The sequence below is a fragment of the Candidatus Riesia pediculischaeffi genome, assembly GCF_002073895.1.
Taxonomy (GTDB): domain Bacteria; phylum Pseudomonadota; class Gammaproteobacteria; order Enterobacterales; family Enterobacteriaceae; genus Riesia; species Riesia pediculischaeffi.
Genome location: NZ_CP012839.1, coordinates 124783 through 146632 on the forward strand (window position 1 = coordinate 124783; position 21850 = coordinate 146632).

Below are 21850 nucleotides of genomic sequence, written 5' to 3' on the forward strand. Positions count from 1 at the left end.
CGAAAGAAAGTGTGGACATCATAAAATAGTAAATGTCTTATAAAAGAGATTAAATGAGATATGAGTAACGTGCAACTTTCAAAGATCATAAAATTTTTACGTTAAACAAAAATTTTTTAAAAAAAAGATTAAATATCTTAAAATCTATCCGTCGATCCTCACTTCATGGAAAAACTAATCATTAAAAAGTTACAAAAAATTCGAGAAAGATTCAAAGTAGTTCAAAAAGATCTTCTGATAAAACAATCTTCTAATCGCTTGAAAAACCAACTATCTTTGCAAAATGAGTATACTAAACTTCTTTCTATTTTATCTAACTTTAAAAGGTATAAATCTCTTCAAAATGAAATAAATCAAGTTAAAGAATTAATGTGCGATGAAGAATTAAAAAACTTGGCAATAGAAGAAATCAATAATCTCAAAATTTCAAAGGAAAAAATAGAAAAAAAATTATTAAATCAGCTCTTTCTAAAAGATCAAAATGATCAAAAGAATTGTTTTTTAGAAATCAAAGCAGGTACTGGAGGAAATGAAGCGGCTATCTTTGTAAAGGATTTATTCAGGATGTACTGTAAATATGCAGAACATCATTCTTGGAAGGTAAACATTATTAATCTTCATGAAGTTGAAAAAGGTATTGGATATAAAGAAATCATCTCTAAAATTTCCGGTAAGGATGTATATAAACGATTAAAATACGAATCCGGAGGACATAGAGTACAAAGAATACCGGAAACTGAATCGAGAGGAAGAATACATACTTCCTCTTGTAAAGTAGCAATACTTTTAGAAACTGATATTTCTGAGTTGAAAATTCATCCTAACGAATTAAGGATAGATACTTTTCGTTCTTCTGGAGCAGGAGGCCAACATGTAAACACCACAAATTCCGCGATCAGAATCACCCATATTCCTACGAAAATTTCTGTAGAATGTCAAGATGAACGTTCCCAACATAAGAACCGTTCTAAAGCTATGTCTGTATTGTTAGCTAGATTGAAAGATCTAGAGATGAAGAAAATCATTCAGGAGAAATCTTTTAAAAAAAAGATTCTATTCGGATCAGGGGAAAGATCTGATAGAGTTCGAACTTATAATTTTCATAGAGGAATAATAATAGACCATAGAAATAATTTAACTACACATAAGATAAACGAAATAATGAATGGTAAACTTGATATATTAATTGATAAAATGATGGTCGATGATTGATCGTTTCCGAACATGAAATATCAAACGTGGTTGAATTATGCGTATAACAAACTCCTATTTAAGAGAGAAGCACTAATATTCTTGAAGCATGTTTTAAAGAAGAAAGAAGCAGATATTTTTGCATATCCAGAGCAAGAGATTACGTCAAACCAACAAATGCGGCTCAAAAAACTGTTGTTACTAAGGAACATAGGGTTACCTGTCGCATATTTGATCAATGAAAAAGAATTTTGGTCGTTGCCTCTTTTCGTATCTATGAAAACAATGATACCGAGACCAGAAACAGAGCATCTCGTAGAATTATCTTTGAAATTAATTAATGACAGGAGAAACTTAAAAATATTAGATTTAGGAGTAGGAGCCGGATCCATATCGTTAGCTCTCGCTAAAGAATTGCCCGATTCTTCTATAATAGGAGTAGATATTGATGAATCGGTTGTTTCTATAGCGACACAGAATTCTATTAATTTATCAATTAGCAATGTAAAATTCTTTAAAAGTAACTGGTTTAGTATATTTCATAGAAAAAACAAATTTTTTGATATGATAGTCAGTAATCCTCCTTATGTTCATGAAGACGATCCATGTCTAAAAGTTGGAGATGTTCGATATGAACCGAGAAAAGCATTGATATCTAAAAGAGATGGTTTATTTGACATAGAACTTATTGTCAAACAGTCAAAATTTTTTCTAAAAGAATCCGGATGGCTGATAATAGAACACGGATGTTCACAAAGTGAACAGGTCAGGAAACTATTCATGTATCATTCTTATGCGACTGTAAAAACTATTCAAGATTATAGCGGGAAAGATAGAATCACGTTCGGAAGATCGAAAAGTTGAGAGTTAAGTATAAATTGTCAGAAAATCCATCTAAAATAAATGATATGTCAATTTTTTTTGATTAACAAAATAGTCTTCTTCTAAAAATTTTTAAGGAAATATCATAGCTTATGATCAGGTTTGTAAAAAAATAAATTTCATTATCCTTTAAAAAAAAAAGATAAACAAATCTTGAAAATTACATGAATTTGTTCCATGAGATTTAAACAACTAAAGATTTTCAACCTCTTTATCATATCCCTATGATCATCGAAACGATCAGGACGATTAAATTGAAAAATATTCACGAATTCTTTTTTTTAAGTTTTTTGTAAATACAATGAAGATACATGGAAAACAAATAAAATATGAAAAACTTGAAATCATTTTTTGAGATATTTTGTGATTTGAAATACATCGGTGAGAGAGGGATTCGAACCCTCGGTATAATTCTTCATTTTATACTCGTGTTTTCCAAACACGTTCCTTAATCCACTCGGACATCTCACCAAAACTATACGAAAAATACACAGCTATAGGTAGCTAATTTTTTTTTAAAAAAAAGATCAAAAAAAAATCAACTGCTCGATATAAACTATTTTGGACGGTTATTCAAACCGAATTATCTTAAAAAAAAGATCCTATTCCTGTTTAAAACATCAGAAATACTTTTCGATATTGTACACCCATTTTCAATGGGTATGATATTTCTTCACCTAAATCAATAGAACTGAAAGAGAGTATGATTGATAGATTTAACTATTTTAAAAGAGTTAATTTCAAGAAACAAACATTTTTCAAAAACGATACATGAAAAATTATTCAAAAGTAGTTTTAATATCCTAAAAGTCATATTTTGTAAAAAATACTTTTGAAAAAATATTATGAACATGCGATTAAAATTTACAAAACCTCTCTTAAATCATACGATTATTTCCATAACTTCTAGAATATTAGGATTCTTCCGTGAAATCACCATCGTATTTCTATTTGGAATAGGATATCAAACAGATGCTCTTACAATTGTTTTAAAGTTATTTAATATGTTCAAATATATATTTTTAGAGGGCATAATCTCTCAAATGTTTCTTCCATTACTTATAGAATATAGAAAGAGTGAAGATCGTAGAAAAACCATAAATTTCTTATCGAATGCGTCTGGGACATTCTTATTCATATTCTGTATTATCGCTTTGACTGGAATCGCCCTGTCCAACTGGATAATCTATATTTTTACACCAGGTTTGATCGACCAAAAAGAGACTTTACGTCTCGCAGTCACTCTAATGAGAGGAATTTTCCCATATCTAATAATCAACTCATTAACAACTTTCATAAACGTCATATTGCATGCCTGGAAGTTGTTTTATCAATCTTCTTTCTCTCAAATAGTATTTAATACTTGCTTAATCATTCTTCTTCTTATGTCAAATATCTTCAGATTTTCTATTAAACTGCTGACAGTGCTGATGATTTTATCTGGAATCATTCAGCTTTACTACCAGACTTTATGTCTGAAAAGAATACAAATATTTTTTGTACCGAAAATAAACCCCAAAAACCCTAGTTTTCAAAAATCTTTAAAAATATTGTATTCGTCCATCTCATTTTCATCGATCAATCAATGCAACACAATACTTAATAATGTATTTCTTTCTTTTCTTCCTGTTGGATCTTTCTCTTGGTTATATTACTCCGAAAAGATAAGTAACATCCCTATTGGAATATTCGGCGTATCTTTAAACACTGTTCTATTTCCAAAATTACTAAAAAATATCCTAGATAAATCAATCGTAAAATTCTATAGAATACTACATTACGGAGTTGAATTGTCTTTTTTAATATCAGTATTCTTATCTATACTAACAATTTTTTTATCTTATCCATTAGTGATTACTATATTTCAGTATAGAAAGCTCGATATGTATCATATTGATATGATTCAAAATTCATTGAAAATAAATGCATGTGGAATAGTCAGTTATAGTTTGTTAAGAATATTGATATCAACCATACATGTAATAAAAGATGTTCGCACACACTTTAGAATGTCGTTTATAAATTTAATACTTTCTCAAATAATTAATGTCTTACTTTTTGATTCTTTAAAACACATTGGAATATCTTTATCAAATGTTCTAATCAGCTGGTTTGATATCTTTTTTCTATCCCATATTCTATACAAAAAGGGAATTTATATACTGCCAAAATTTTGGAGGAGAATAGTTTTGAAAATTTTTGTCTCATCAATTTCCACCATATTATTTTTGCACTATATGCTGAAAATGATTTCAGATTGGCAAGAATTAAATATTTTCTTCAGAATCTTATACTTAATTATGTTAATTCTCGCAAGTTTTCTCAATTATTCATCTATTTTTTTACTTTTAAACAAACTATTCAGAGAGATAAAATTATGATCGACATAAAAAAATAACAAACTCCTGCTAGTTAAAACATGAAAAATGCGTTCGAATGGAATCGAACCATTTTCTTCATCACGTCAAGATGTTGCTTTACCTTTAAGCTACGAACGCAATATCCCATCTGGTTATAATAGGTAGTTAAAATTATATTCTTGATTAACAGATCATAAATTTATTTATAATCTTGCATCATACAAACATTACAGTAAGACATCTTAGATTGATCAATAATAATCCTTCATTAAAATATACAAATATTTTTTAATGCTATAAAATATATCGAAGATATGCAACATTAATTAAAATCTATTTTATAAAAAACGATGATCATATATCTCTTCGAACAAAGAGTAATATTTTAAAACGCGTATCGCATCGAATCATCTATACGAATTTTTATAAGATCATCGAAATAAATTAAATTTGAAATATTTTAAGTATTTATTGAAAATGTACTTCTTCGATAACAATAATATGACAATTTTATAGAAATGTTTACTGGAATAGTTCAAGGAGTTGGTAAGGTAATTGCGATTAAAAAAAAATATTGTTTTAAACAATATACTGTCGAATTTCCGAATCATATTCTTACTCCAAAAATTCAAATTGGCATGTCAGTTTCAAATAATGGATGCTGTTTATCAGTTACAAAGGTTATCAATAATGAAATTAGTTTCGATCTAATACAAAAAACATTAGAAGTAACGAATTTTAAAGATGTTCAAATCGGAGAACTAATAAACCTAGAAAGATCAATTATATTCGGACAAGAAGTAGGTGGACATTTAATGTCAGGACATATCTTTACAACCGCAAAGATAGTTAATATTTTAAGATCGAAAAATAATATGAAGATGTTATTACGTCCTAAAAAGATAGAATCAATGAAGTATGTATTGGAAACAGGTTTTATTGGAATAGACGGAATTAGTTTAACTGTTGGAGAGGTTTTGGAAAAAACATTTTACATTAATCTAATTCCTGAAACGATTCGTAACACAAACATATCAAACAGAAAAATAGAAGATTCTGTAAATGTTGAGATAGATTCATATACACAATCAATCGTGGACACCACAGAAAGAACAATAAAATCATTCCAATCAAATTCTTTGAATTTAATAAAATAATTCTACCACTGTTCATTAATTAGCGGATCAATCGAAATTCTTTATGCTATAGATTCAAATATAAGATTTATCGTATTTTATCATTTCTTTTTATCGCCCGAATAGCTCAGTAGGTAGAGCAGAGGACTGAAAATCCTTGTGTCGACGGTTCGATTCCGTCTTCGGGCAGAACATATTCACAGGTCGATATCATCTTCATAAGATCAATATTGAATAACTCTATTAATATAGATGTTGCTCCATATAAATAACGGAGATTTCTTCAAAAACTATATAAAATGTTGAATTTGTGAGGAATATATTATATTTTCTGCTATTGATATACATGTATCACATTATAAAAATTTTCTTATGTAGGTAACCACAGATACAATGTAAACTTTATAATTTACACAGTTCATTGGGATGCTCTATCAAAGAAACTGTGCTTGAGACTTGTATTATCGTGAGAAGAATTAACCAGATTAGTCGATTTTGTTAAATTAGTTTAATATTGAAAACGTTAAAAATAAATCATCAAAATATTTGCTAAAAACAAGCTACAATATTTGCTGATCCGAACTATACCTTTGAAGATTTGAGTGATTTGTCGGTGCGCTGACTGCATCAGATTTTTTTACGGATTTTCATGATTTTTTTATTTATATAAATCATTGTTTAAAAATATTCTACTCTTCATAACTTTAAGATCAATCATTACCATGCAATGACGTGTAAAATACTTTATAACACTCAATCTTTTCTTTTAGATCATAAAAATTAACAAGCAACCTAAAGTGATTTAGAATAATATGACTACAATCAATCAACTAGTTAGAAGACCAAGAAAATCAAAAATTATCAAAAGTAATGTTCCAGCTCTAAATTCTTGTCCTCAAAAAAGAGGAGTATGTACTAGAGTATACACAACCACTCCAAAAAAACCGAATTCCGCATTAAGAAAAGTTTGTAGAGTAAGATTAACAAATGGTCAAGAAGTCGCATCATACATAGGTGGAGAAGGACATAATCTTCAAGAACACTCTGTTGTTCTAATTAGAGGTGGTCGGGTAAAGGATTTACCAGGAGTTAGATATCATACTGTACGAGGAACCTTAGATTGTGCTGGAGTAAAGGATAGGAAGAAAGGACGCTCTAAGTATGGAACAAAAAGAAAGAAATAATTTATGAGCACTTTGATCAATTATCTTAGTACTTGAACAGTTTCTTCAGATTATTCAAAAAAGGTATTTACTTATGCCACGTAAAAAAATTACTTTAAAAAGAAAGATCTCACCAGATTTCAAATATCATTCCACATTGCTTACAAAATTCATGAATATTTTAATGAAGAATGGAAAAAAATCAGTAGCTGAATCAATAGTATACAAATCTCTGAACATACTATCTAAAAGAGTTAATATGAACCAAATTGATTCCTTTGAAATGTCTTTGAGCAACGTTCGTCCAACCATTGAAGTAAAATCCAGAAGAGTAGGTGGATCAACTTATCAAGTTCCAGTAGAAATTAGGTCCGTAAGAAGGGATGCTCTAGCCATGCGTTGGATCATCAATTCTGCAAGAAAAAGAAAAGATAAATCAATGATTTTGAAATTAACTAATGAGTTAAAAGATGCAATTGAACAAAAAGGATCTGCTATTAGAAAAAAAGAAGAGATGCATAAGATAGCAGAAGCCAATAAAGCTTTCGCACACTACAGATGGTAAGATACATCAATGAAAATTGATCGAAGAGGAAAAAATGGAGAAAAAAGTAGTTCCAATTGAAAGGTACAGAAACATCGGAATTAGCGCTCATATTGATGCTGGAAAAACGACCACGACAGAAAGGATATTATTCTACACTGGAATTAGTCATAAGATAGGAGAGGTACACGACGGAGAAGCGATAATGGATTGGATGGATCAAGAGCAAGAAAGGGGAATTACGATCACTTCAGCGTCCACTACGACATTCTGGAAAGGTATGGATAAACAATTTGATCGACACAGAATTAATATCATTGATACTCCAGGACATGTTGATTTTACCATAGAGGTTGAAAGATCGATGAGGATACTGGATGGAGCGCTAATGATTTACTGTGCTGTCGGGGGCGTACAACCTCAATCCGAAACCGTATGGAAGCAAGCGAATAAGTATCAAGTTCCTAGAATTGGATTCATTAATAAAATGGATAGAGTAGGCGCAAACTTTTTTCAAGTGATTGAGCAAATTAAAAATCGTTTATTTTCTGTACCCGTTCCTATACAGATTCCAATCGGTTTAGAAGAGAATTTCTCCGGGATCATCGATCTGATAAAAATGAAATCAATCAAATGGAACGATCATGATCAAGGAATGTCTTTTATGTATGAAAAAATTCCAGATTCCATGAAATCGGAATCAGAAAAATGGCGTGAAAGGTTAGTAGAAATCGCGATAGAATCTTCAGATGAACTAGTTGAAAAATATTTGAACGGAGAAGATTTATCGGAAACAGAGATTAAAAAAGGACTGAGGAATAGGGTGATCAAAAACGAAATTATCTTGATAACTTGTGGTTCCGCTTTAAAGAACAAAGGAATACAACCCGTTTTAGATGCGATCGTGGAATATCTTCCTTCTCCGATAGAAATATCTTACGATGTGAAACACGGTAAATCATCAATTTTAAATGATAATATCAACATTTCCAAAAAAAGTAGTGAAAAATTTTTAGCATTGATATTTAAGATAGCAACAGATCCATTTGTAGGAAATTTATCGTTCTTCAGAGTATATTCTGGAACAATAAGATCCGGAGACGTTGTCTTAAATTCTACAAAAAATCAAAAAGAAAGGTTCGGAAGGATCGTTCAAATGCATGCTAATAAGAGAGAGGAAATAAAAGAGGTTAGTTCTGGTGATATTGCAGCTGCCATCGGGTTAAAATATGTCTCTACAGGAGATACGCTATGTTCAATCGATCAAAAACCAATCATTCTAGAAAGAATAGAATTTCCAAAACCGGTGATTTCCGTAGCGATAGAACCTAGAACGAAGATTGATCAAGAAAAAATAGGATCAGTACTAAATAGATTAGTTCAAGAGGATCCTTCTTTTTATTTTTCTACAGATAGAGAATCAGGTCAAATTATTGTCTCTGGAATGGGAGAACTACATTTAGAAGTTTTAGTGGAAAGAATGAAAAGAGAATTTAACGTAAAGGCAAAAGTTGGAAAACCTCAGGTAGCTTTCAGAGAAACAATTGAGAAAACGGTTAGTCAAGAAGGAAAATTTATTCGTCAATCCGGAGGAAGAGGACAATTTGGTCACGTTTGGATCACAATCGAACCGTTAGACATCGATCATAAGGATGGGTATGAATTTCATAATAAAATTGTTGGAGGAGCGATACCCAAAGAATATATTCCAGCAATAGATTCCGGAATAAAAGAGCAAATGAAGATCGGGAATATTAGCTGGATATCCTATCATTAACATCAAAGTTATTTTGTTTGATGGATCTTACCATGAAGTAGATTCTTCAGAGATAGCGTTCAAAATAGCAGGTTCTTTGGCATTTAAGGAGGCTTTCATGAAGGCTTCTCCAATTTTATTGGAACCGATCATGCAAATTCATATTGAAACTCCGGAAGATTATACCGGTGATATTATTAGTGACCTCAGCAGAAGAAGAGGGATGATAGAAGATATGGAAGATATAAATCATGGAAAAAAAATAGTTGGAAAAGTTCCTCTTTCCGAAATGTTCGGATATGCAACGGATCTGAGATCATATACAAAAGGAAGGGCTACATATTCTATGGAATTCCTAAAATACGAAAAGGTTTCCCATGAAATTTCTAGAAACATCATAGAATCTAAAAAGAAATAATTCGATTTAGAATAAAATATTAGCAACATAGCTCGTAAAAGATAACTTAGATATTTTCATTACGATCTTATCGTGTAAAAAGAAGAATTTAATTTATACCATCTAAAAATTACCTCAAACATGCTTTGTAAAATCGAAAGATATTCACGATGTCTGACAAAGATCCGTTAATAAACGAAAACATATCGCATAAAACAGTTGATGATGGATTTTATTTTCAGCAAAATATATGTAAGATATCAAAAATTCATCGTGAGATATTCATTAAAAAAGTGGGATTGAATTTTCTACGATCGTTTTCAACGAAAAGTACCTAATATTTTTATAGAAAAAAAAGATAGAAATGATAAAATAAGGAAACTAATTTAAATTATGTTCAGTTATCTTACGAAATAAGAGGATGAAATCATGCAAAATCAAAGGATTAGAATAAGATTAAAAGCCTTTGATCATCGATTAATAGATCAATCTACAGCAGAAATAGTTGCGACCGCTAAAAGAACTGGAGCGCAAGTTAAAGGTCCGATTCCTCTTCCGACTCGTAAAGAACGTTTTACAATACTTATTTCTCCTCATGCTAACAAAGATGCTAGGGATCAATACGAAATTTTAACTCATAAACGTTTGGTAGACATAGTGAAACCTACAGAAAAGACCGTGGATGCTTTGATGAAATTAGATTTAGCCTCTGGAGTAGACGTTCAAATCAGCTTAGGTTGACTTATTAAATAAAAGGGTTTGTTAATGATTGGACTAATAGGAAAAAAAATTGGGATGACAAGAATTTTTTTAGATAATGGATCTGCCGTTCCTATTACAGTCATAAAAGTGGAAGAGAACAGGATTACACAGATCAAAAAATTCGAAATAGATGGATATCAAACGGTACAAGTGACCGTCGGAGTAAAAAGGAACAGACTTCTAAAAAATTCAGAAATAGGGTTCTTTAAAAGAGTTGCTGTCAGCCCAGGAAAATTTCTGAAAGAATTTAAGGATAATTCTATAAAAGAAGAGAGATATCGTATCGGACAAAAAGTTGGTCTCGATGTCTTTTATAATTTAAAAAGGGTAAATATTTCAGGTATTTCTAAAGGGAAAGGTTTTTGTGGAACAGTAAAACGATGGAACTTCAAGACTCAGGATGCTAGTCATGGGAATTCTCTATCTCATAGAGTTCCAGGATCCATAGGCCAGAATCAGACACCTGGAAGGGTTTTCAAGGGTAAAAAGATGGCTGGACATATGGGGAACAAGAGAATAACCATAAAAAATTTGAAAATCATCCGAATAGACGAAAAAAAAGGATTGATCTTGATACAAGGATCTATTCCCGGTGGAATAAACTGTTACGTGATTATCAATCCTGCAGTATCACCTTAAAAGAAGATAATTTTAATGGAACTTATCATAAAAAATAGTCAAACAAAAATAAAAGTATCAGATAAAGTATTTAACGTACGCTTCAATGGATCTTTGGTGCATCAAGTTGTTAAAAGTTATTTATCTAACTTAAGAGTTGGAACGAAATCTCAAAAAAATAGATCACAAGTCTCTGGTTCTAACAGAAAACCATGGAAACAAAAAGGAACTGGACATGCGAGATCAGGTTCTGTAAAGAGCCCCATATGGAGATCTGGTGGAATGACGTTTGCAACGAAGGAACGATCATATGAAAAGAAAATTAACAGGAAAATGTATAATAATGCTATGAGGTGTATATTTTCTGAACTTGTTAGAAAAAAGAGGATCATTGTCATTCCTAGTTTGATTGTAAATGATATAAAAACAAAGTTATTTGAGAAGATGATAACGAATATATCTGAAAATGAATGTAAAACTTTAGTAGTCACAAAGAAATCTGATGAACGCTCCATCTTATCTTCCAGAAATTTACATAGGATTAATGTTTGTAATATTTCTCAAATTAATCCCGTCGTATTGATTAAACACAGAACGGTCATTTTTACAATTGAAGCTATAAAAGCAATAGAGGAAAGATTGATAACATGATTCGAAAAGATCGATTATACAAAATTCTACATTTATCTCATATTTCCGAAAAATCTTCTAAACTCATTGAAAAAAATAACTTTTTTACGGTAAAGGTAGATATAAAATCCGATAAAACAGAAATTAAACAGTCGATCGAAAAGATTTTCCATGTTCTTGTAGAAAAAGTAAGAACTTTAATTGTAAAAGGAAAAAAAAAGAAATTTGGAAAATCTTTTGGTAGCAGAAAAACTTGGAAAAAAGCTTATATTAAACTCAAAAAAGGACAAAATTTGAATCTTGTAGAAAATAAATGAATGAATCATCAAATGACGACCGTAATAAAATATAAACCCACCTCTCCTAGTAGGAGACATATGGTCAACTCCGTCGGAAGGAACTTATACAAAGGTAATCCTTTTCGAAGATTGACCAAAAAAATCAGCAAGACAGGTGGAAGAAACAATCTTGGAAGAATCACTACCAGACATATAGGAGGAGGACACAAAAGAAAATACCGGGTTATTGATTTTAAAAGGAACAAAGACAACATCGGTGCTCTTGTGAAGAGGATAGAATATGATCCAAATAGGACATCCAATATAGCACTAATTATGTTCAAGGATGGAGAAAGAAGATATATTATAGCACCAAAGGGATTGGGTGTAGGAGATCTTTTAAAATCTGGAAAAGATGTAAAAATTAAAATAGGAAACTGTTTACCAATCGAGAATATTCCTGTTGGATGTTCGGTACATAATGTCGAGTTAAAGAAAGGTAGGGGGGGGCAACTAGCAAGATCCGCCGGAAACTACGCTCAAATTATCTCTAAAGAAAATGACTTCGCAGTTATCCGATTACGTTCTGGAGAGATAAGAAAAATTCGATTTGGTTGTCGAGCGACTGTTGGGGAAGTAGGAAACGGTCAACATATGCTTCAACATTTTGGAAAAGCCGGAAAATCACGTTGGAAAGGAATCAGACCGACAGTGCGTGGAACTGCGATGAATCCGATAGATCATCCTCATGGTGGAGGAGAGGGGAGGAACTTCGGTAAACATCCTGTAACTCCTTGGGGGATGCAAACCAAGGGAAAGAAAACAAGAAAGAACAAACGTACCGAAAGGGATATTATACACCATCGTTCTAAATAAAATATAGGAAAAAAATGATTCGTTCTCTCAAAAAGGGACCCTTTATAGATTCTAGCTTATTAAAAAAAGTAGAATTAGCCGTCAGAAGTGGTAACAAGAAACCGATCAAAACGTGGTCCCGTCGCTCTACGATTTATCCGAAAATGATCGGTTTAACGATCGCTGTCCATAATGGTCGACAACATGTTCCTGTGTATATAACCGATGATATGATTGGACATAAACTGGGTGAATTTTCTCCAACCAGAACATATCGAGGACATTCTGGAGAAAGGAGTAAAAAACCAAAGAATAATGCAACTTAATTGAAATATGATCATGAAAACTGCTGCAATTCATCGTCGTGCGAGATCTTCTCCGCAAAAGTTAAGATTGGTTGCCAATCTTATTAAAGATAAAAAAACTTCTGAAGCAATAGAGATGTTAAGTTTTCTCAACAAGAAAGCTGCTCATCTCATTAAGAAAGTTTTATTATCTGCAATCGCAAATGCTCATCATAACTATGGAACTTCAATGAAATCTCTACAAATAATAAGTATATCCATAGATGAAGGACCTACGATGAAAAGAATCGTAGCGAGAGCAAAGGGAAGGACAAATCGTATATCAAAAAGAACTAGTCATATCAAAATTGTTGTGTCCGATGATGTTTGTGTAAAGAGGTAAAAATGGGGCAAAAAGTTCATCCAAATGGGTTGAGATTGGGAATCGTTAAGAGCTGGAACTCTACTTGGTATGCTGAGAAAAAAATGTTTTCAAACCATCTGATAAGTGATTTTCAAGTTAGAAAATATCTTAAAAATTTTTTGAGAAAAGCATCTGTTTCAAAAATATTCATTGAAAGACATTCTAAGAATATCAGAGTCACCATCCATAGTGCTAGACCTGGAATCATTATTGGAAAGAAAGGCGAGGATATAGATAAATTGAGAAAAAGAATCACTAAGATCACCGGTGTATCGTCACAGGTCAACATTTTTGAAATTCGAAAACCTGAACTAGACGCTCATCTGGTAGCGAAGAATATCGCTTCTCAAATCGAAAAAAGAATTGTCTTTAGAAGAGTCATGAAAAGAGCAATTCAGAACACTATGAGATCTGGTGCAAAAGGAATTAAAATAGAGATAAGCGGAAGGTTAGGAGGAGCTGAGATAGCTAGGACGGAATGGAATAGAGAGGGAAGAATTCCGCTACATACGCTTCGAGCAGATATCGATTTTAATACTTCGAAAGCAAAAACTACTTATGGTATAATAGGTATTAAAGTTTGGATATTCAGAGGAGAAATATTAGGAAATTCTTTAGAATCTAGAAAATTTGGAAAACATTTTCACATTACTAAAAAAAAAATATCTAGGAGATAAATTCTAAGACATGTTACAACCAAGAAGAACGAAGTTTCCTAAAATGCATAAAGGAAAGAACAAAGGTTTTTCGACGGATTTTGAAGTAAAATTCGGAAGGTTCGGATTAAAATCCTTAGAAAAAGGACGGATTACTTCCAGACAAATAGAAGCAGCGAGAAGAGCTATGACAAGATCAATTAAGAGACAAGGAAAAATTTGGATAAGGATCTTTCCAGATAAATCTGTTACAAAAAAACCTCTTGAAGTAAGGATGGGAAAAGGTAAAGGGAATGTAGAATGCTGGATTTCATCTGTTCAACCAGGAAAAGTATTATACGAGATGGATGGTGTTGAAGAAGGTATCGCGAGAATGGCTTTCAAATTAGCTTCTTCAAAACTTCCTGTAAAAACGACTTTTATAACTAAATATTAAAAAAGACAACGCTCAAAAGAATATGAAAAAAGAAAAAAAAATGTTACTTTTTTCGAAGATAAATCGATTACAAAAGGAGCTTTTTATTCTTAAGATGCATTTCTTAAGCAAGAACGAGAACTTTAAGAATTCCAGCGTTTTTAAGAAAATAAGAAAGAAAATCGCCAGAATCAGGACATTTTTAAATAAAAAAAAGGAAAAAAATGAGGACAAATAAATCTCCAAAAAAAACCTTAAAAGCATATGTCATCAATAATACAATGAATAAATCTGCTTTAGTACGGATAAAAAAAATCGTTAAGCATCCACTGTACAAAAAGTACATAAAAAAAACAACTCAGTTACAAGTTCATGATGAAAGGAATACATGTTCTATAGGAGATGTGGTGGAAATCAAAGAAACTCGACCAATATCTAAAAGGAAATCTTGGTCAATTGTGTCGATCTTAAAACAAGATAATCCTAACTCTTATCGATGAAGTATCACAACAATCCAACTTTTTAAAAGATTTTTGAATAAATATGATCCAGGAACAGACGATCTTAAATGTAGCAGATAATTCTGGCGCAAAAAAAGTTATGTGTATAAAAGTTTTAGGTGGATCACGTAAGAAATATGCGTACATCGGAGATTTGATAAAAATTGCTGTCAAAGAATCTGTACCAAATAGTAAAGTAAAAAATGGAGAGGTTATGAAAGCAGTGATTATCAGAACGAAGAAGGAGGTTAGAAGGTCAGATTATTCTATGATACGATTCGATCATAACGCATGTGTGTTGTTAAATGATACAACCGAACAATTAATTGGAACTAGAATATTTGGACCAGTAACTAGGGAACTAAAGAATGAAAAGTTCTCGAAGATCGTATCTTTGGCTTCTGAAGTTCTATAAAGAGATCAACAAATGAACAAAGTTAAGATTCGCTTAAATGATCGTGTAGTGATAACTACAGGAAAAGAAAAACATAAAACCGGTATAGTCATTAAAGTTATTGAAAAAAAAAAGGTCGTTGTATCTGGAATAAATATCGTAAAAAAACACAGGAAATCTAAAGATTCTACCAACCTTTCTGGAGGAATCTTCAAAGAAGAATCACCAATCGATATTTCAAATGTTGCTATACTTCATCACGAAACAAACCGTGCAGACAAGATAATTTTTAAGAAAATAAATGGTAAAACAACTAGAGTATATAAATCGGATGGAAGTATTGTGAAACAATAAGTATGGAATTTGAGAAAAAATGAAAGAAAGTATGTCAGATTTTTATAAAAAGAAGGTGGTAAATCAGCTGATGGAGCGATTTAAATATAGTTCGATCATGCAAGTTCCTAGGATAGTGAAAATTACTTTGAACATCGGTTTTGATTCAAGCGACGATAAAAAAGCGTTTAAGGATTCTATTCGTCACCTTTCTTTAATCGCCGGACAAAAACCTACTATAATCAAAGCAAAAAAATCAATTTCTAGCTTTAAATTAAGGCAAGGATGTATAATAGGATGCAAGGTGACTTTAAGAAAAGAAAAAATGTGGAACTTTTTAAAGAGATTCATATGTATTGCCGTACCCAGGATAAGAGATTTTAGAGGATTTTCAAAAAAATCGTTCGATGGAACCGGAAATTATAATATAGGAGTGAAGGAACAAACCATCTTTCCTGAAATAGATTACAATAAAATGGATAAAATTAACGGATTAGATATCTCTATCACAACCAGCGCAAATTCAGATGAAATCGGTTTCGCTTTACTGTCTGCATTTAATTTCCCATTCCGAGAATAAAAGGATTTCACATGTCAAAGAAATCAATCATTGAAAGAGAAAAGAGACGTAGGGTTTTATCAAAAAAGTTTTTTATAAAACGTTTAAAGCTGAAATCCATCATATCTAATATCCATTCTTCAGAAGAAGAGAGATGGAAAGCAGTGTTAAAATTACAGAAATTACCTAGAGACTCTAGTTTATCTAGAATGAGAAATCGTTGTATACAAACTGGTAGACCTCGAGGATTTCTAAGAAAATTTGGAATAAGCAGGATGAAATTGAGAGAACTAGCTATGAGTGGAGAAATTCCAGGGATAAAGAAATCGAGTTGGTAAATCAATTCTGAGACAATCTTAATAATTTTTAATAAAAAAGAGATGAGCATACAAGATCCAATATCAGATATGTTAACGAGAATAAGAAACGCGCAATTTTCAAGGAAAACGTTCGTAGAAGTTTTCTTTTCAAAGATAAAACGGAATATAATCGATGTTTTAAAAAAGGAAGGATACATTAAAAATTTCGAGATACAAAATAAAGGAAAAATAGATGTTTTAAAAATCCGATTGAAGTATTTTCGTAGAAAACCTGTGATAGAAAAAATAATAAGAATCAGTCGTCCGGGACTACGGATATATAAAAAAAGAGAAGATTTATCAGATGTTATGAATGGACTTGGAATTTCTATCATTTCTACTTCATATGGAATTATGACGAATAAAGATGCTAAAAAAATGAAGTTAGGAGGAGAAGTGATTTGCGAAGTCTATTAGAATTTTATTAATGAGCGAAAGGAAACACTTATATGAGAAGATCTTCCTTCATATTAACGCCAAAAAACGTGAAAGTGATTATTGGAAATGATACGATCATTATCAATGGACCAAGAGGTCGATTGATTGAGAAGTTAAATCATTTCGTACAAGTTGATGTTAAAGAAGATAGAATCTCTTTCTTCCTAAAAGAAGAGAAGTTAGCTTTTAAGAGACAATTAGGAACTTTACAATCTTTAGTACGTTCCATGGTGCTTGGTGTACAATATGGTTTCGTAAAAAAATTAAAGATTATAGGGGTTGGTTACCGCGCATTTGTAGAAAGGGAGCAACATTTGAATTTATCTTTAGGTTTTTCTCACATCATCCATTATAGAGTTCCAGATTCTGTTAATGTTATTTGCCCCAACCAAAACGAAATTCATCTGAAAGGTATCGATAAACAATTGGTTGGACAAGTTGCCGCAGAAATCAGATCTTTCCGAAAACCGGAATTATACAAAGGGAAGGGGATTCGATATGAGAATGAATTCGTAAAAACTAAAGAATCTAAGAAGAAATAAATCAAATACAATGAATATGAAACTAATCGCTAGAACAAAAAGAGCTGCGAGATTTCGCTCTAAACTTAAAAGAAGAGATATCTACTGCTTGACAGTTCATCGGACATCTCGTCATATATACGCTCAAGTGACATCAATGGGAGGTTCTAAGACGTTAATGTGTGCATCCACTACGGAAAAAAAAATAAGGAAGGAACTAATGAACACAGGAAACAAGAGATCTGCAAGCATGATAGGACAGGTTATAGCAAGAAGATGCATTACAATTGGAATAAAGAAAGTTTGCTTCGATCGTTCAGGATTTAAATATCATGGCCGAGTTCTCTCTTTAGCAGAATCAGCTCGTTCCAACGGATTAGAATTCTGATTAAGGTTAACAGAATGAACAAAGTCGAACAAAAAAATACTCAGGAATTAAAAGAAAAGCTAATCTCTGTCAACAGAGTTTCAAAGACTGTAAAAGGAGGAAGGGTATTTAGTTTTACAGCTCTTACCGTTGTAGGTGATGGAAAAGGTAGTGTTGGAGTTGGATATGGAAAAGCCAAGGAAGTTCCGATAGCGATACAAAAGGCAATGGAAAAAGCGAAGAAGAATATAAGAAAGTTTGAAATTTATCAAAATACTTTATACCACTCGATTGTTGGAAATCATACTGGATCAAAGGTCTTTGTGAAACCAGCTAACGAAGGAACCGGCATTATCGCAGGTGGAGCAATGAGATCTCTTTTCGAAGTGATCGGTATCCGTAATATATTATCGAAAATTTACGGTTCTACTAATCCCATAAATGTCATTCGAGCCACTCTAAACGCATTACGAAAGATGAGATCTCCAAAAACAATCGCTCAAAAGAGAAGTAAAGATATCGAAGACATACTAAAGTGATGTAAGGTTTTCATGGGTTAGGTCACTTTTTATAGAACGATTAGAGAACAATAGAACGATATTAAATAATCTTCTATCACTTGGAAACAATATGATGATTTCGGAGAAACAATGTATCTAAATACTCTGCTTCCTAAAAAAAATTCGATATTTAAAAAGAAAAGAGTTGGAAGAGGTGTCGGTTCTGGTTTGGGAAAGACAGCAGGAAGAGGGCATAAAGGACAAAACTCCAGATCTGGACATAACATACCTAGAGGCTTTGAAGGAGGACAAACTCCTTTTTGCAAAAGATTACCAAAATTTGGATTTTTTTCAAGGAAGATGAGAAGAAGCCGAACAATAAGATTATCAGATTTATATGATATTGAAGGGAATATCGTAAGTATTGAACGATTGAAGAAACTTAGAGTAATCAGTGGTAAGATAAGATCGATCAAGGTAATTTATAACGATGAAAAAATAAAGAAGAAGTTATTTTTCCATAGGAATGTCAGGTTGACGAAGGGAGTAAAAAGGATCGTACAAAGCTTTGATGATGAGGTTCCAAGATCATGAAAAAAGGTGAATTCAACTTTGGAAGCATACGTCATGGAGTTCGAGATCTGAAAGACAGATTAATTTTTATATTCTTATCGCTGATAATATTTCGAGCAGGTTCGTTTATTCCAATTCCTGGAATCGACATGTTTTCTATGACGAAAACGTTCAACGAACAAAGAGGAGGCACGGTAATCGAGATACTTAATATGTTTTCAGGAGGAGCTTTTGGAAGAGCATCGATATTTGCACTCGGAATTATGCCATATATATCTTCTTCAATTATCGTTCAATTATTGACTGTGATCCATCCGAAATTAGCAGAAATTAAAAAAGAAGGAGAGGTTGGAAGGAGCATCATCAATCGTTATATTAGATATGGCACTTTACTGTTGTCTTTCGTTCAATCTGCTGGAATTTCCTTTGGTATGAAAAATTCAATGGGTGCAAAAGGATTAATAATGATAAAAGATCTTCACTTTTACATAATTTCTATAGTGAGTTTAATGACAGGAACCGTTTTTCTTATGTGGTTGGGAGAGAAGATCAATGAAAAAGGTATCGGTAATGGAGTTTCCATGCTGATATTTATTAGCATAGTTTCCGAAATTCCATCTTCTACAATCAATATAGTTGAGCAAGTCAGACAGGGATCCATAGATCTTGTCGTGTTTTTTTTCATCATTTTCCTTATTTTGTGTATTACCTGTTTTGTAACGTTCATAGAAAGAAGTCAGAGAAAGATATTGGTAAATTATGCCAGACATCAATATAGAAGAAGAATATATTCCGCTCAAAGTACACATTTACCGCTAAAAATTAACATGGCGAGCGTAATTCCGGCGATCTTTACATCGAGCGTTATGCTATTACCAAGTGCGATTTTGACATGGATTGAAAGAAAACAACCTGGGTATCTGCAAAACTTAAGTACCTTATTCAACAGTTTTCGTCCAGGAAAACCGATATATATGTTACTTTACTCGATTATAGTCGTTTTCTTTTGTTTTTTTTACACCTCTTTACTGTTCAACCCGATAGAAACAGCGGATAATTTAAAGAAATCAGGAGCGTTTCTTCCAGGGATCAGGCCTGGTATACAAACTGCTAGATACATCGATAAAATAATGAAAAGATTAACTTTTATAGGTTCGATATACATCAGTATCATATGTTTAATTCCAGAACTGATGAGAGAACTAATAAACATTCCGTTCTATTTTGGCGGAACTTCTCTGCTCATAGTTGTAGTCGTGATTATAGATTTCATCTCTCAAATTCAAATGATATTGATGACTAATAGATATCGGAATATATTGAAGAAAACCAATTTCAACAGCATTCAAAATCTATGAAAGTACGTACTTCTATCAAAAAGTTTTGTCATCACTGCAAGATCGTTAAGAGAAAAAGAAACATATTCGTCATTTGCAGTCAGCCAAAACATAAACAGCGTCAAGGATAATTGACTTTACGACGTGTTAATATTAATTTTTAAAATTTTTTATCGTAGAACACTTAAGAGGAAAAAATGGTTCGAATAGCGGGGGTACATATATCTGATCATAAACACGTTACGATTGCTTTACGATCAATCTATGGAATTGGTAAGAAAAGATCAGAATTGATTTGTTCACAAACGGGGATTGAACCAAAATTAAAAGTGTCTCTTCTTTCCAAAGAAGATATAGAAAAGCTTAGAAAAGAAGTTTCTAAATATATCGTAGAAGGAGATTTAAGGAGAGAGAGAAATTTAAGCATCAAACGTCTGATCGATTTAGGTTGTTATCGTGGAATACGTCATAAAAAAGGATCTTTACCTGTACGAGGTCAGAGAACGAAAACAAACGCCAGAACTAGGAAAGGACCCAGAAAACCAATTAAAAAATGATTAAATGAAAATGAATAATTCAATTCGATCTAAAAAAAAGATGAATAGACAAGTATCAGATGGAATAGCGCATATTCATGCTTCTTTTAATAACACGATAGTCACGATCACCGATCGTAAAGGAAATACATTAGGGTGGGCAACATCTGGTGGATCTGGATTTAGAGGTTCCAGAAAATCGACTCCTTTTGCAGCGCAAGTTGCTGCAGAGAGATGTTCGAGTCTAGCAAAAGAATATGGAGTAAAAAATCTTGAAGTGATGATCAAAGGACCTGGACCAGGGAGGGAATCAGCCGTTCGAGCCTTACATGCAGTAGGGTTTAATATAACCAACATTACAGATGTAACTCCTATTCCACATAATGGTTGTCGACCTCCAAAGAAACGTAGAGTATGATTGTCTGTACAAAACAAGGATAAAATAATGGGTAGATATTTGGGTGCAAAATTAAAATTAAGTCGTCGAGAAGGAACTGATCTTTATTTGAAATCTAATCTCCGTTCTATTGAATCTAAATGTAGGATAGATCGTTTTCCAGGACAACATGGAATGAAAAAATCTAGACTTTCAGACTACGGGGTACAATTTCGAGAGAAACAAAAGTTACGTAGGATTTATGGAATCTTAGAAAGACAGTTTCGAAAATACTATCAAAGATCTTCAAGATCGAAAGGGAACAAAGGTGAAAATTTGCTCCTTCTTTTAGAAAGAAGGTTAGACAACGTGGTCTATAGGATCGGGTTAGGATCGACACGTTCTGAAGCAAGACAGCTGGTGAGTCATAAATCTGTTCTAGTAAACGGTAAAATAATCAACATTCCGTCCTATCAAATCAAAGTCGGAGATACAATCGAAGTATCGGAAGATTCTCGATCTCAAGAAAGAATAAAAGCTTCCATTGAACTATCTAGACAGAGGGAGAAACCAACCTGGTTAGAGGTGAATTTCGAAAAAATGCGAGGTAAAATCAACAGATTTCCGAGTAGAGATGATTTACAACGCGATATCAATGAACATCTTATCATAGAGCTGTATTCAAAATGATTCATAACATTTAAGA

31 protein-coding genes, 3 tRNA genes and 1 pseudogene are annotated in these 21850 nt (G+C 32.2%); 33 read left to right on the forward strand and 2 right to left on the reverse strand.

Annotated features, from left to right (window positions below; all coding sequences use genetic code 11):
* The first annotated feature begins 165 nt into the window (after positions 1-165).
* Together prfA and prmC are read left to right on the forward strand one after the other, a co-directional pair.
* Positions 166-1212, forward strand: coding sequence for a peptide chain release factor 1 (prfA, locus tag AOQ87_RS00605; RefSeq protein ID WP_080626477.1), 1047 nt, complete (start codon positions 166-168; stop codon positions 1210-1212).
* 12 nt (positions 1213-1224) lie between these two features.
* A complete protein-coding gene (gene prmC / locus AOQ87_RS00610; RefSeq protein ID WP_080626478.1) occupies positions 1225-2055 on the forward strand; it encodes a peptide chain release factor N(5)-glutamine methyltransferase in 831 nt (276 codons plus the stop codon).
* A 397-nt stretch (positions 2056-2452) separates the two neighbouring features.
* On the opposite strand, the gene AOQ87_RS00615 is transcribed toward prmC, so the two are convergent.
* Positions 2453-2544: transfer RNA gene (locus tag AOQ87_RS00615), tRNA-Ser, on the reverse strand.
* Positions 2545-2924: 380 nt separating this feature from the next.
* Here AOQ87_RS00615 and murJ point away from each other — a divergent pair.
* On the forward strand, positions 2925-4454 hold the full coding sequence (murJ, locus tag AOQ87_RS00620) for a murein biosynthesis integral membrane protein MurJ (RefSeq protein WP_185751057.1): 1530 nt from the start codon (positions 2925-2927) through the stop codon (positions 4452-4454).
* Positions 4455-4500: 46 nt separating this feature from the next.
* Here the strand turns inward: murJ and AOQ87_RS00625 are convergent.
* A tRNA-Val gene (locus AOQ87_RS00625) sits at positions 4501-4571 on the reverse strand.
* Between the two features lie 380 nt (positions 4572-4951).
* Between AOQ87_RS00625 and AOQ87_RS00630 the strand changes: the two genes are divergently transcribed.
* The 30 genes and pseudogenes from AOQ87_RS00630 to rpsD all read left to right on the forward strand — a co-directional run bounded on the left by AOQ87_RS00630 (position 4952) and on the right by rpsD (position 21834).
* Positions 4952-5590, forward strand: a complete 639-nt coding sequence (locus AOQ87_RS00630; RefSeq protein WP_080626480.1) for a riboflavin synthase subunit alpha — start codon at positions 4952-4954, stop codon at positions 5588-5590.
* A gap of 95 nt (positions 5591-5685) precedes the next feature.
* Positions 5686-5758, forward strand: a tRNA-Phe gene (locus AOQ87_RS00635).
* Positions 5759-6381: 623 nt separating this feature from the next.
* Positions 6382-6753: a 30S ribosomal protein S12 gene (gene rpsL / locus AOQ87_RS00640; protein ID WP_039719528.1), complete on the forward strand. Its 372-nt coding sequence runs from the start codon at positions 6382-6384 to the stop codon at positions 6751-6753.
* Between the two features lie 73 nt (positions 6754-6826).
* The gene (rpsG, locus tag AOQ87_RS00645) at positions 6827-7297 is read left to right on the forward strand and encodes a 30S ribosomal protein S7 (RefSeq protein ID WP_039719527.1); all 471 of its coding nucleotides are present in this window, start codon (positions 6827-6829) and stop codon (positions 7295-7297) included.
* A 34-nt stretch (positions 7298-7331) separates the two neighbouring features.
* A pseudogene (gene fusA, locus AOQ87_RS00650) lies at positions 7332-9450 on the forward strand (elongation factor G).
* A 408-nt stretch (positions 9451-9858) separates the two neighbouring features.
* On the forward strand, positions 9859-10170 hold the full coding sequence (rpsJ, locus tag AOQ87_RS00655; RefSeq protein ID WP_039719526.1) for a 30S ribosomal protein S10: 312 nt from the start codon (positions 9859-9861) through the stop codon (positions 10168-10170).
* A 24-nt stretch (positions 10171-10194) separates the two neighbouring features.
* A complete protein-coding gene (rplC, locus tag AOQ87_RS00660) occupies positions 10195-10830 on the forward strand; it encodes a 50S ribosomal protein L3 (protein WP_080626481.1) in 636 nt (211 codons plus the stop codon).
* Positions 10831-10845: 15 nt separating this feature from the next.
* Complete coding sequence (rplD, locus tag AOQ87_RS00665) at positions 10846-11460, forward strand: 50S ribosomal protein L4 (protein WP_039719524.1); 615 nt, start codon at positions 10846-10848, stop codon at positions 11458-11460.
* Positions 11457-11756, forward strand: a complete 300-nt coding sequence (rplW, locus tag AOQ87_RS00670) for a 50S ribosomal protein L23 (protein ID WP_039719523.1) — start codon at positions 11457-11459, stop codon at positions 11754-11756. Before rplD ends, rplW begins: the two co-directional genes overlap by 4 nt.
* A gap of 12 nt (positions 11757-11768) precedes the next feature.
* Positions 11769-12593: a 50S ribosomal protein L2 gene (gene rplB, locus AOQ87_RS00675; RefSeq protein WP_080626688.1), complete on the forward strand. Its 825-nt coding sequence runs from the start codon at positions 11769-11771 to the stop codon at positions 12591-12593.
* 14 nt (positions 12594-12607) lie between these two features.
* Positions 12608-12898: a 30S ribosomal protein S19 gene (rpsS, locus tag AOQ87_RS00680; RefSeq protein ID WP_039719522.1), complete on the forward strand. Its 291-nt coding sequence runs from the start codon at positions 12608-12610 to the stop codon at positions 12896-12898.
* 13 nt (positions 12899-12911) lie between these two features.
* Positions 12912-13259, forward strand: a complete 348-nt coding sequence (rplV, locus tag AOQ87_RS00685) for a 50S ribosomal protein L22 (protein ID WP_039719619.1) — start codon at positions 12912-12914, stop codon at positions 13257-13259.
* A 2-nt stretch (positions 13260-13261) separates the two neighbouring features.
* The gene (gene rpsC / locus AOQ87_RS00690) at positions 13262-13957 is read left to right on the forward strand and encodes a 30S ribosomal protein S3 (RefSeq protein ID WP_039719521.1); all 696 of its coding nucleotides are present in this window, start codon (positions 13262-13264) and stop codon (positions 13955-13957) included.
* 10 nt (positions 13958-13967) lie between these two features.
* Positions 13968-14372, forward strand: a complete 405-nt coding sequence (gene rplP / locus AOQ87_RS00695; protein WP_039719520.1) for a 50S ribosomal protein L16 — start codon at positions 13968-13970, stop codon at positions 14370-14372.
* A 94-nt stretch (positions 14373-14466) separates the two neighbouring features.
* On the forward strand, positions 14467-14589 hold the full coding sequence (gene rpmC / locus AOQ87_RS02780; RefSeq protein ID WP_420885309.1) for a 50S ribosomal protein L29: 123 nt from the start codon (positions 14467-14469) through the stop codon (positions 14587-14589).
* Entirely contained in the window at positions 14576-14851 is a 276-nt protein-coding gene (gene rpsQ / locus AOQ87_RS00705; protein ID WP_039719518.1) for a 30S ribosomal protein S17, read from the forward strand. The genes rpmC and rpsQ overlap by 14 nt, the downstream gene beginning before the upstream one ends.
* Positions 14852-14894: 43 nt before the next feature.
* Positions 14895-15266, forward strand: a complete 372-nt coding sequence (gene rplN, locus AOQ87_RS00710; protein WP_039719517.1) for a 50S ribosomal protein L14 — start codon at positions 14895-14897, stop codon at positions 15264-15266.
* A 12-nt stretch (positions 15267-15278) separates the two neighbouring features.
* The gene (gene rplX / locus AOQ87_RS00715; protein WP_039719516.1) at positions 15279-15599 is read left to right on the forward strand and encodes a 50S ribosomal protein L24; all 321 of its coding nucleotides are present in this window, start codon (positions 15279-15281) and stop codon (positions 15597-15599) included.
* A 31-nt stretch (positions 15600-15630) separates the two neighbouring features.
* The gene (gene rplE, locus AOQ87_RS00720; protein WP_221173846.1) at positions 15631-16158 is read left to right on the forward strand and encodes a 50S ribosomal protein L5; all 528 of its coding nucleotides are present in this window, start codon (positions 15631-15633) and stop codon (positions 16156-16158) included.
* 11 nt (positions 16159-16169) lie between these two features.
* A complete protein-coding gene (gene rpsN / locus AOQ87_RS00725) occupies positions 16170-16475 on the forward strand; it encodes a 30S ribosomal protein S14 (RefSeq protein WP_039719514.1) in 306 nt (101 codons plus the stop codon).
* A 42-nt stretch (positions 16476-16517) separates the two neighbouring features.
* Positions 16518-16913, forward strand: a complete 396-nt coding sequence (gene rpsH, locus AOQ87_RS00730; RefSeq protein ID WP_039719513.1) for a 30S ribosomal protein S8 — start codon at positions 16518-16520, stop codon at positions 16911-16913.
* A gap of 32 nt (positions 16914-16945) precedes the next feature.
* Positions 16946-17476: a 50S ribosomal protein L6 gene (rplF, locus tag AOQ87_RS00735; RefSeq protein WP_039719512.1), complete on the forward strand. Its 531-nt coding sequence runs from the start codon at positions 16946-16948 to the stop codon at positions 17474-17476.
* Between the two features lie 16 nt (positions 17477-17492).
* The gene (gene rplR / locus AOQ87_RS00740; protein WP_420885223.1) at positions 17493-17843 is read left to right on the forward strand and encodes a 50S ribosomal protein L18; all 351 of its coding nucleotides are present in this window, start codon (positions 17493-17495) and stop codon (positions 17841-17843) included.
* Positions 17844-17857: 14 nt separating this feature from the next.
* On the forward strand, positions 17858-18361 hold the full coding sequence (rpsE, locus tag AOQ87_RS00745) for a 30S ribosomal protein S5 (RefSeq protein WP_039719510.1): 504 nt from the start codon (positions 17858-17860) through the stop codon (positions 18359-18361).
* Positions 18362-18472: 111 nt separating this feature from the next.
* A complete protein-coding gene (gene rplO, locus AOQ87_RS00750; protein WP_080626483.1) occupies positions 18473-18916 on the forward strand; it encodes a 50S ribosomal protein L15 in 444 nt (147 codons plus the stop codon).
* Positions 18910-20253 carry a preprotein translocase subunit SecY gene (gene secY, locus AOQ87_RS00755; RefSeq protein ID WP_080626484.1) on the forward strand — a complete coding sequence of 448 codons (1344 nt, stop codon included), beginning with the start codon at positions 18910-18912 and terminating at the stop codon, positions 20251-20253. Before rplO ends, secY begins: the two co-directional genes overlap by 7 nt.
* Positions 20250-20363 (forward strand): 50S ribosomal protein L36, encoded by a 114-nt coding sequence (gene rpmJ, locus AOQ87_RS00760; RefSeq protein WP_072042492.1) that lies wholly within the window; start codon positions 20250-20252, stop codon positions 20361-20363. The genes secY and rpmJ overlap by 4 nt, the downstream gene beginning before the upstream one ends.
* Positions 20364-20429: 66 nt before the next feature.
* The gene (rpsM, locus tag AOQ87_RS00765) at positions 20430-20789 is read left to right on the forward strand and encodes a 30S ribosomal protein S13 (RefSeq protein WP_039719507.1); all 360 of its coding nucleotides are present in this window, start codon (positions 20430-20432) and stop codon (positions 20787-20789) included.
* 10 nt (positions 20790-20799) lie between these two features.
* Positions 20800-21186, forward strand: a complete 387-nt coding sequence (rpsK, locus tag AOQ87_RS00770; RefSeq protein WP_185751059.1) for a 30S ribosomal protein S11 — start codon at positions 20800-20802, stop codon at positions 21184-21186.
* A 27-nt stretch (positions 21187-21213) separates the two neighbouring features.
* Complete coding sequence (gene rpsD / locus AOQ87_RS00775; protein WP_080626485.1) at positions 21214-21834, forward strand: 30S ribosomal protein S4; 621 nt, start codon at positions 21214-21216, stop codon at positions 21832-21834.
* Positions 21835-21850 lie beyond the last annotated feature (16 nt).

Coding starts and splice junctions, on each gene's coding strand:
- AOQ87_RS00630 (WP_080626480.1), top strand. CDS start 4,952: ATGTTTACTGGAATAGTTCAAGGAGTTGGTAAGGTAATTGCGATTAAA.
- rpsD (WP_080626485.1), top strand. CDS start 21,214: ATGGGTAGATATTTGGGTGCAAAATTAAAATTAAGTCGTCGAGAAGGA.
- rpsE (WP_039719510.1), top strand. CDS start 17,858: ATGAACAAAGTCGAACAAAAAAATACTCAGGAATTAAAAGAAAAGCTA.
- rpsJ (WP_039719526.1), top strand. CDS start 9,859: ATGCAAAATCAAAGGATTAGAATAAGATTAAAAGCCTTTGATCATCGA.
- rpsK (WP_185751059.1), top strand. CDS start 20,800: ATGAATAATTCAATTCGATCTAAAAAAAAGATGAATAGACAAGTATCA.
- rpsN (WP_039719514.1), top strand. CDS start 16,170: ATGTCAAAGAAATCAATCATTGAAAGAGAAAAGAGACGTAGGGTTTTA.
- rplP (WP_039719520.1), top strand. CDS start 13,968: ATGTTACAACCAAGAAGAACGAAGTTTCCTAAAATGCATAAAGGAAAG.
- rplD (WP_039719524.1), top strand. CDS start 10,846: ATGGAACTTATCATAAAAAATAGTCAAACAAAAATAAAAGTATCAGAT.
- rpsG (WP_039719527.1), top strand. CDS start 6,827: ATGCCACGTAAAAAAATTACTTTAAAAAGAAAGATCTCACCAGATTTC.
- rplE (WP_221173846.1), top strand. CDS start 15,631: ATGTCAGATTTTTATAAAAAGAAGGTGGTAAATCAGCTGATGGAGCGA.
- rplV (WP_039719619.1), top strand. CDS start 12,912: ATGAAAACTGCTGCAATTCATCGTCGTGCGAGATCTTCTCCGCAAAAG.
- murJ (WP_185751057.1), top strand. CDS start 2,925: ATGCGATTAAAATTTACAAAACCTCTCTTAAATCATACGATTATTTCC.
- rpsM (WP_039719507.1), top strand. CDS start 20,430: ATGGTTCGAATAGCGGGGGTACATATATCTGATCATAAACACGTTACG.
- rpsS (WP_039719522.1), top strand. CDS start 12,608: ATGATTCGTTCTCTCAAAAAGGGACCCTTTATAGATTCTAGCTTATTA.
- rpsL (WP_039719528.1), top strand. CDS start 6,382: ATGACTACAATCAATCAACTAGTTAGAAGACCAAGAAAATCAAAAATT.
- rplX (WP_039719516.1), top strand. CDS start 15,279: ATGAACAAAGTTAAGATTCGCTTAAATGATCGTGTAGTGATAACTACA.
- rplO (WP_080626483.1), top strand. CDS start 18,473: ATGTATCTAAATACTCTGCTTCCTAAAAAAAATTCGATATTTAAAAAG.
- rplN (WP_039719517.1), top strand. CDS start 14,895: ATGATCCAGGAACAGACGATCTTAAATGTAGCAGATAATTCTGGCGCA.
- rplW (WP_039719523.1), top strand. CDS start 11,457: ATGATTCGAAAAGATCGATTATACAAAATTCTACATTTATCTCATATT.
- rpsH (WP_039719513.1), top strand. CDS start 16,518: ATGAGCATACAAGATCCAATATCAGATATGTTAACGAGAATAAGAAAC.
- rpmC (WP_420885309.1), top strand. CDS start 14,467: ATGCATTTCTTAAGCAAGAACGAGAACTTTAAGAATTCCAGCGTTTTT.
- rpmJ (WP_072042492.1), top strand. CDS start 20,250: ATGAAAGTACGTACTTCTATCAAAAAGTTTTGTCATCACTGCAAGATC.
- rpsC (WP_039719521.1), top strand. CDS start 13,262: ATGGGGCAAAAAGTTCATCCAAATGGGTTGAGATTGGGAATCGTTAAG.
- rplB (WP_080626688.1), top strand. CDS start 11,769: ATGACGACCGTAATAAAATATAAACCCACCTCTCCTAGTAGGAGACAT.
- rpsQ (WP_039719518.1), top strand. CDS start 14,576: ATGAGGACAAATAAATCTCCAAAAAAAACCTTAAAAGCATATGTCATC.
- prmC (WP_080626478.1), top strand. CDS start 1,225: ATGAAATATCAAACGTGGTTGAATTATGCGTATAACAAACTCCTATTT.
- rplR (WP_420885223.1), top strand. CDS start 17,493: ATGAAACTAATCGCTAGAACAAAAAGAGCTGCGAGATTTCGCTCTAAA.
- rplC (WP_080626481.1), top strand. CDS start 10,195: ATGATTGGACTAATAGGAAAAAAAATTGGGATGACAAGAATTTTTTTA.
- rplF (WP_039719512.1), top strand. CDS start 16,946: ATGAGAAGATCTTCCTTCATATTAACGCCAAAAAACGTGAAAGTGATT.
- prfA (WP_080626477.1), top strand. CDS start 166: ATGGAAAAACTAATCATTAAAAAGTTACAAAAAATTCGAGAAAGATTC.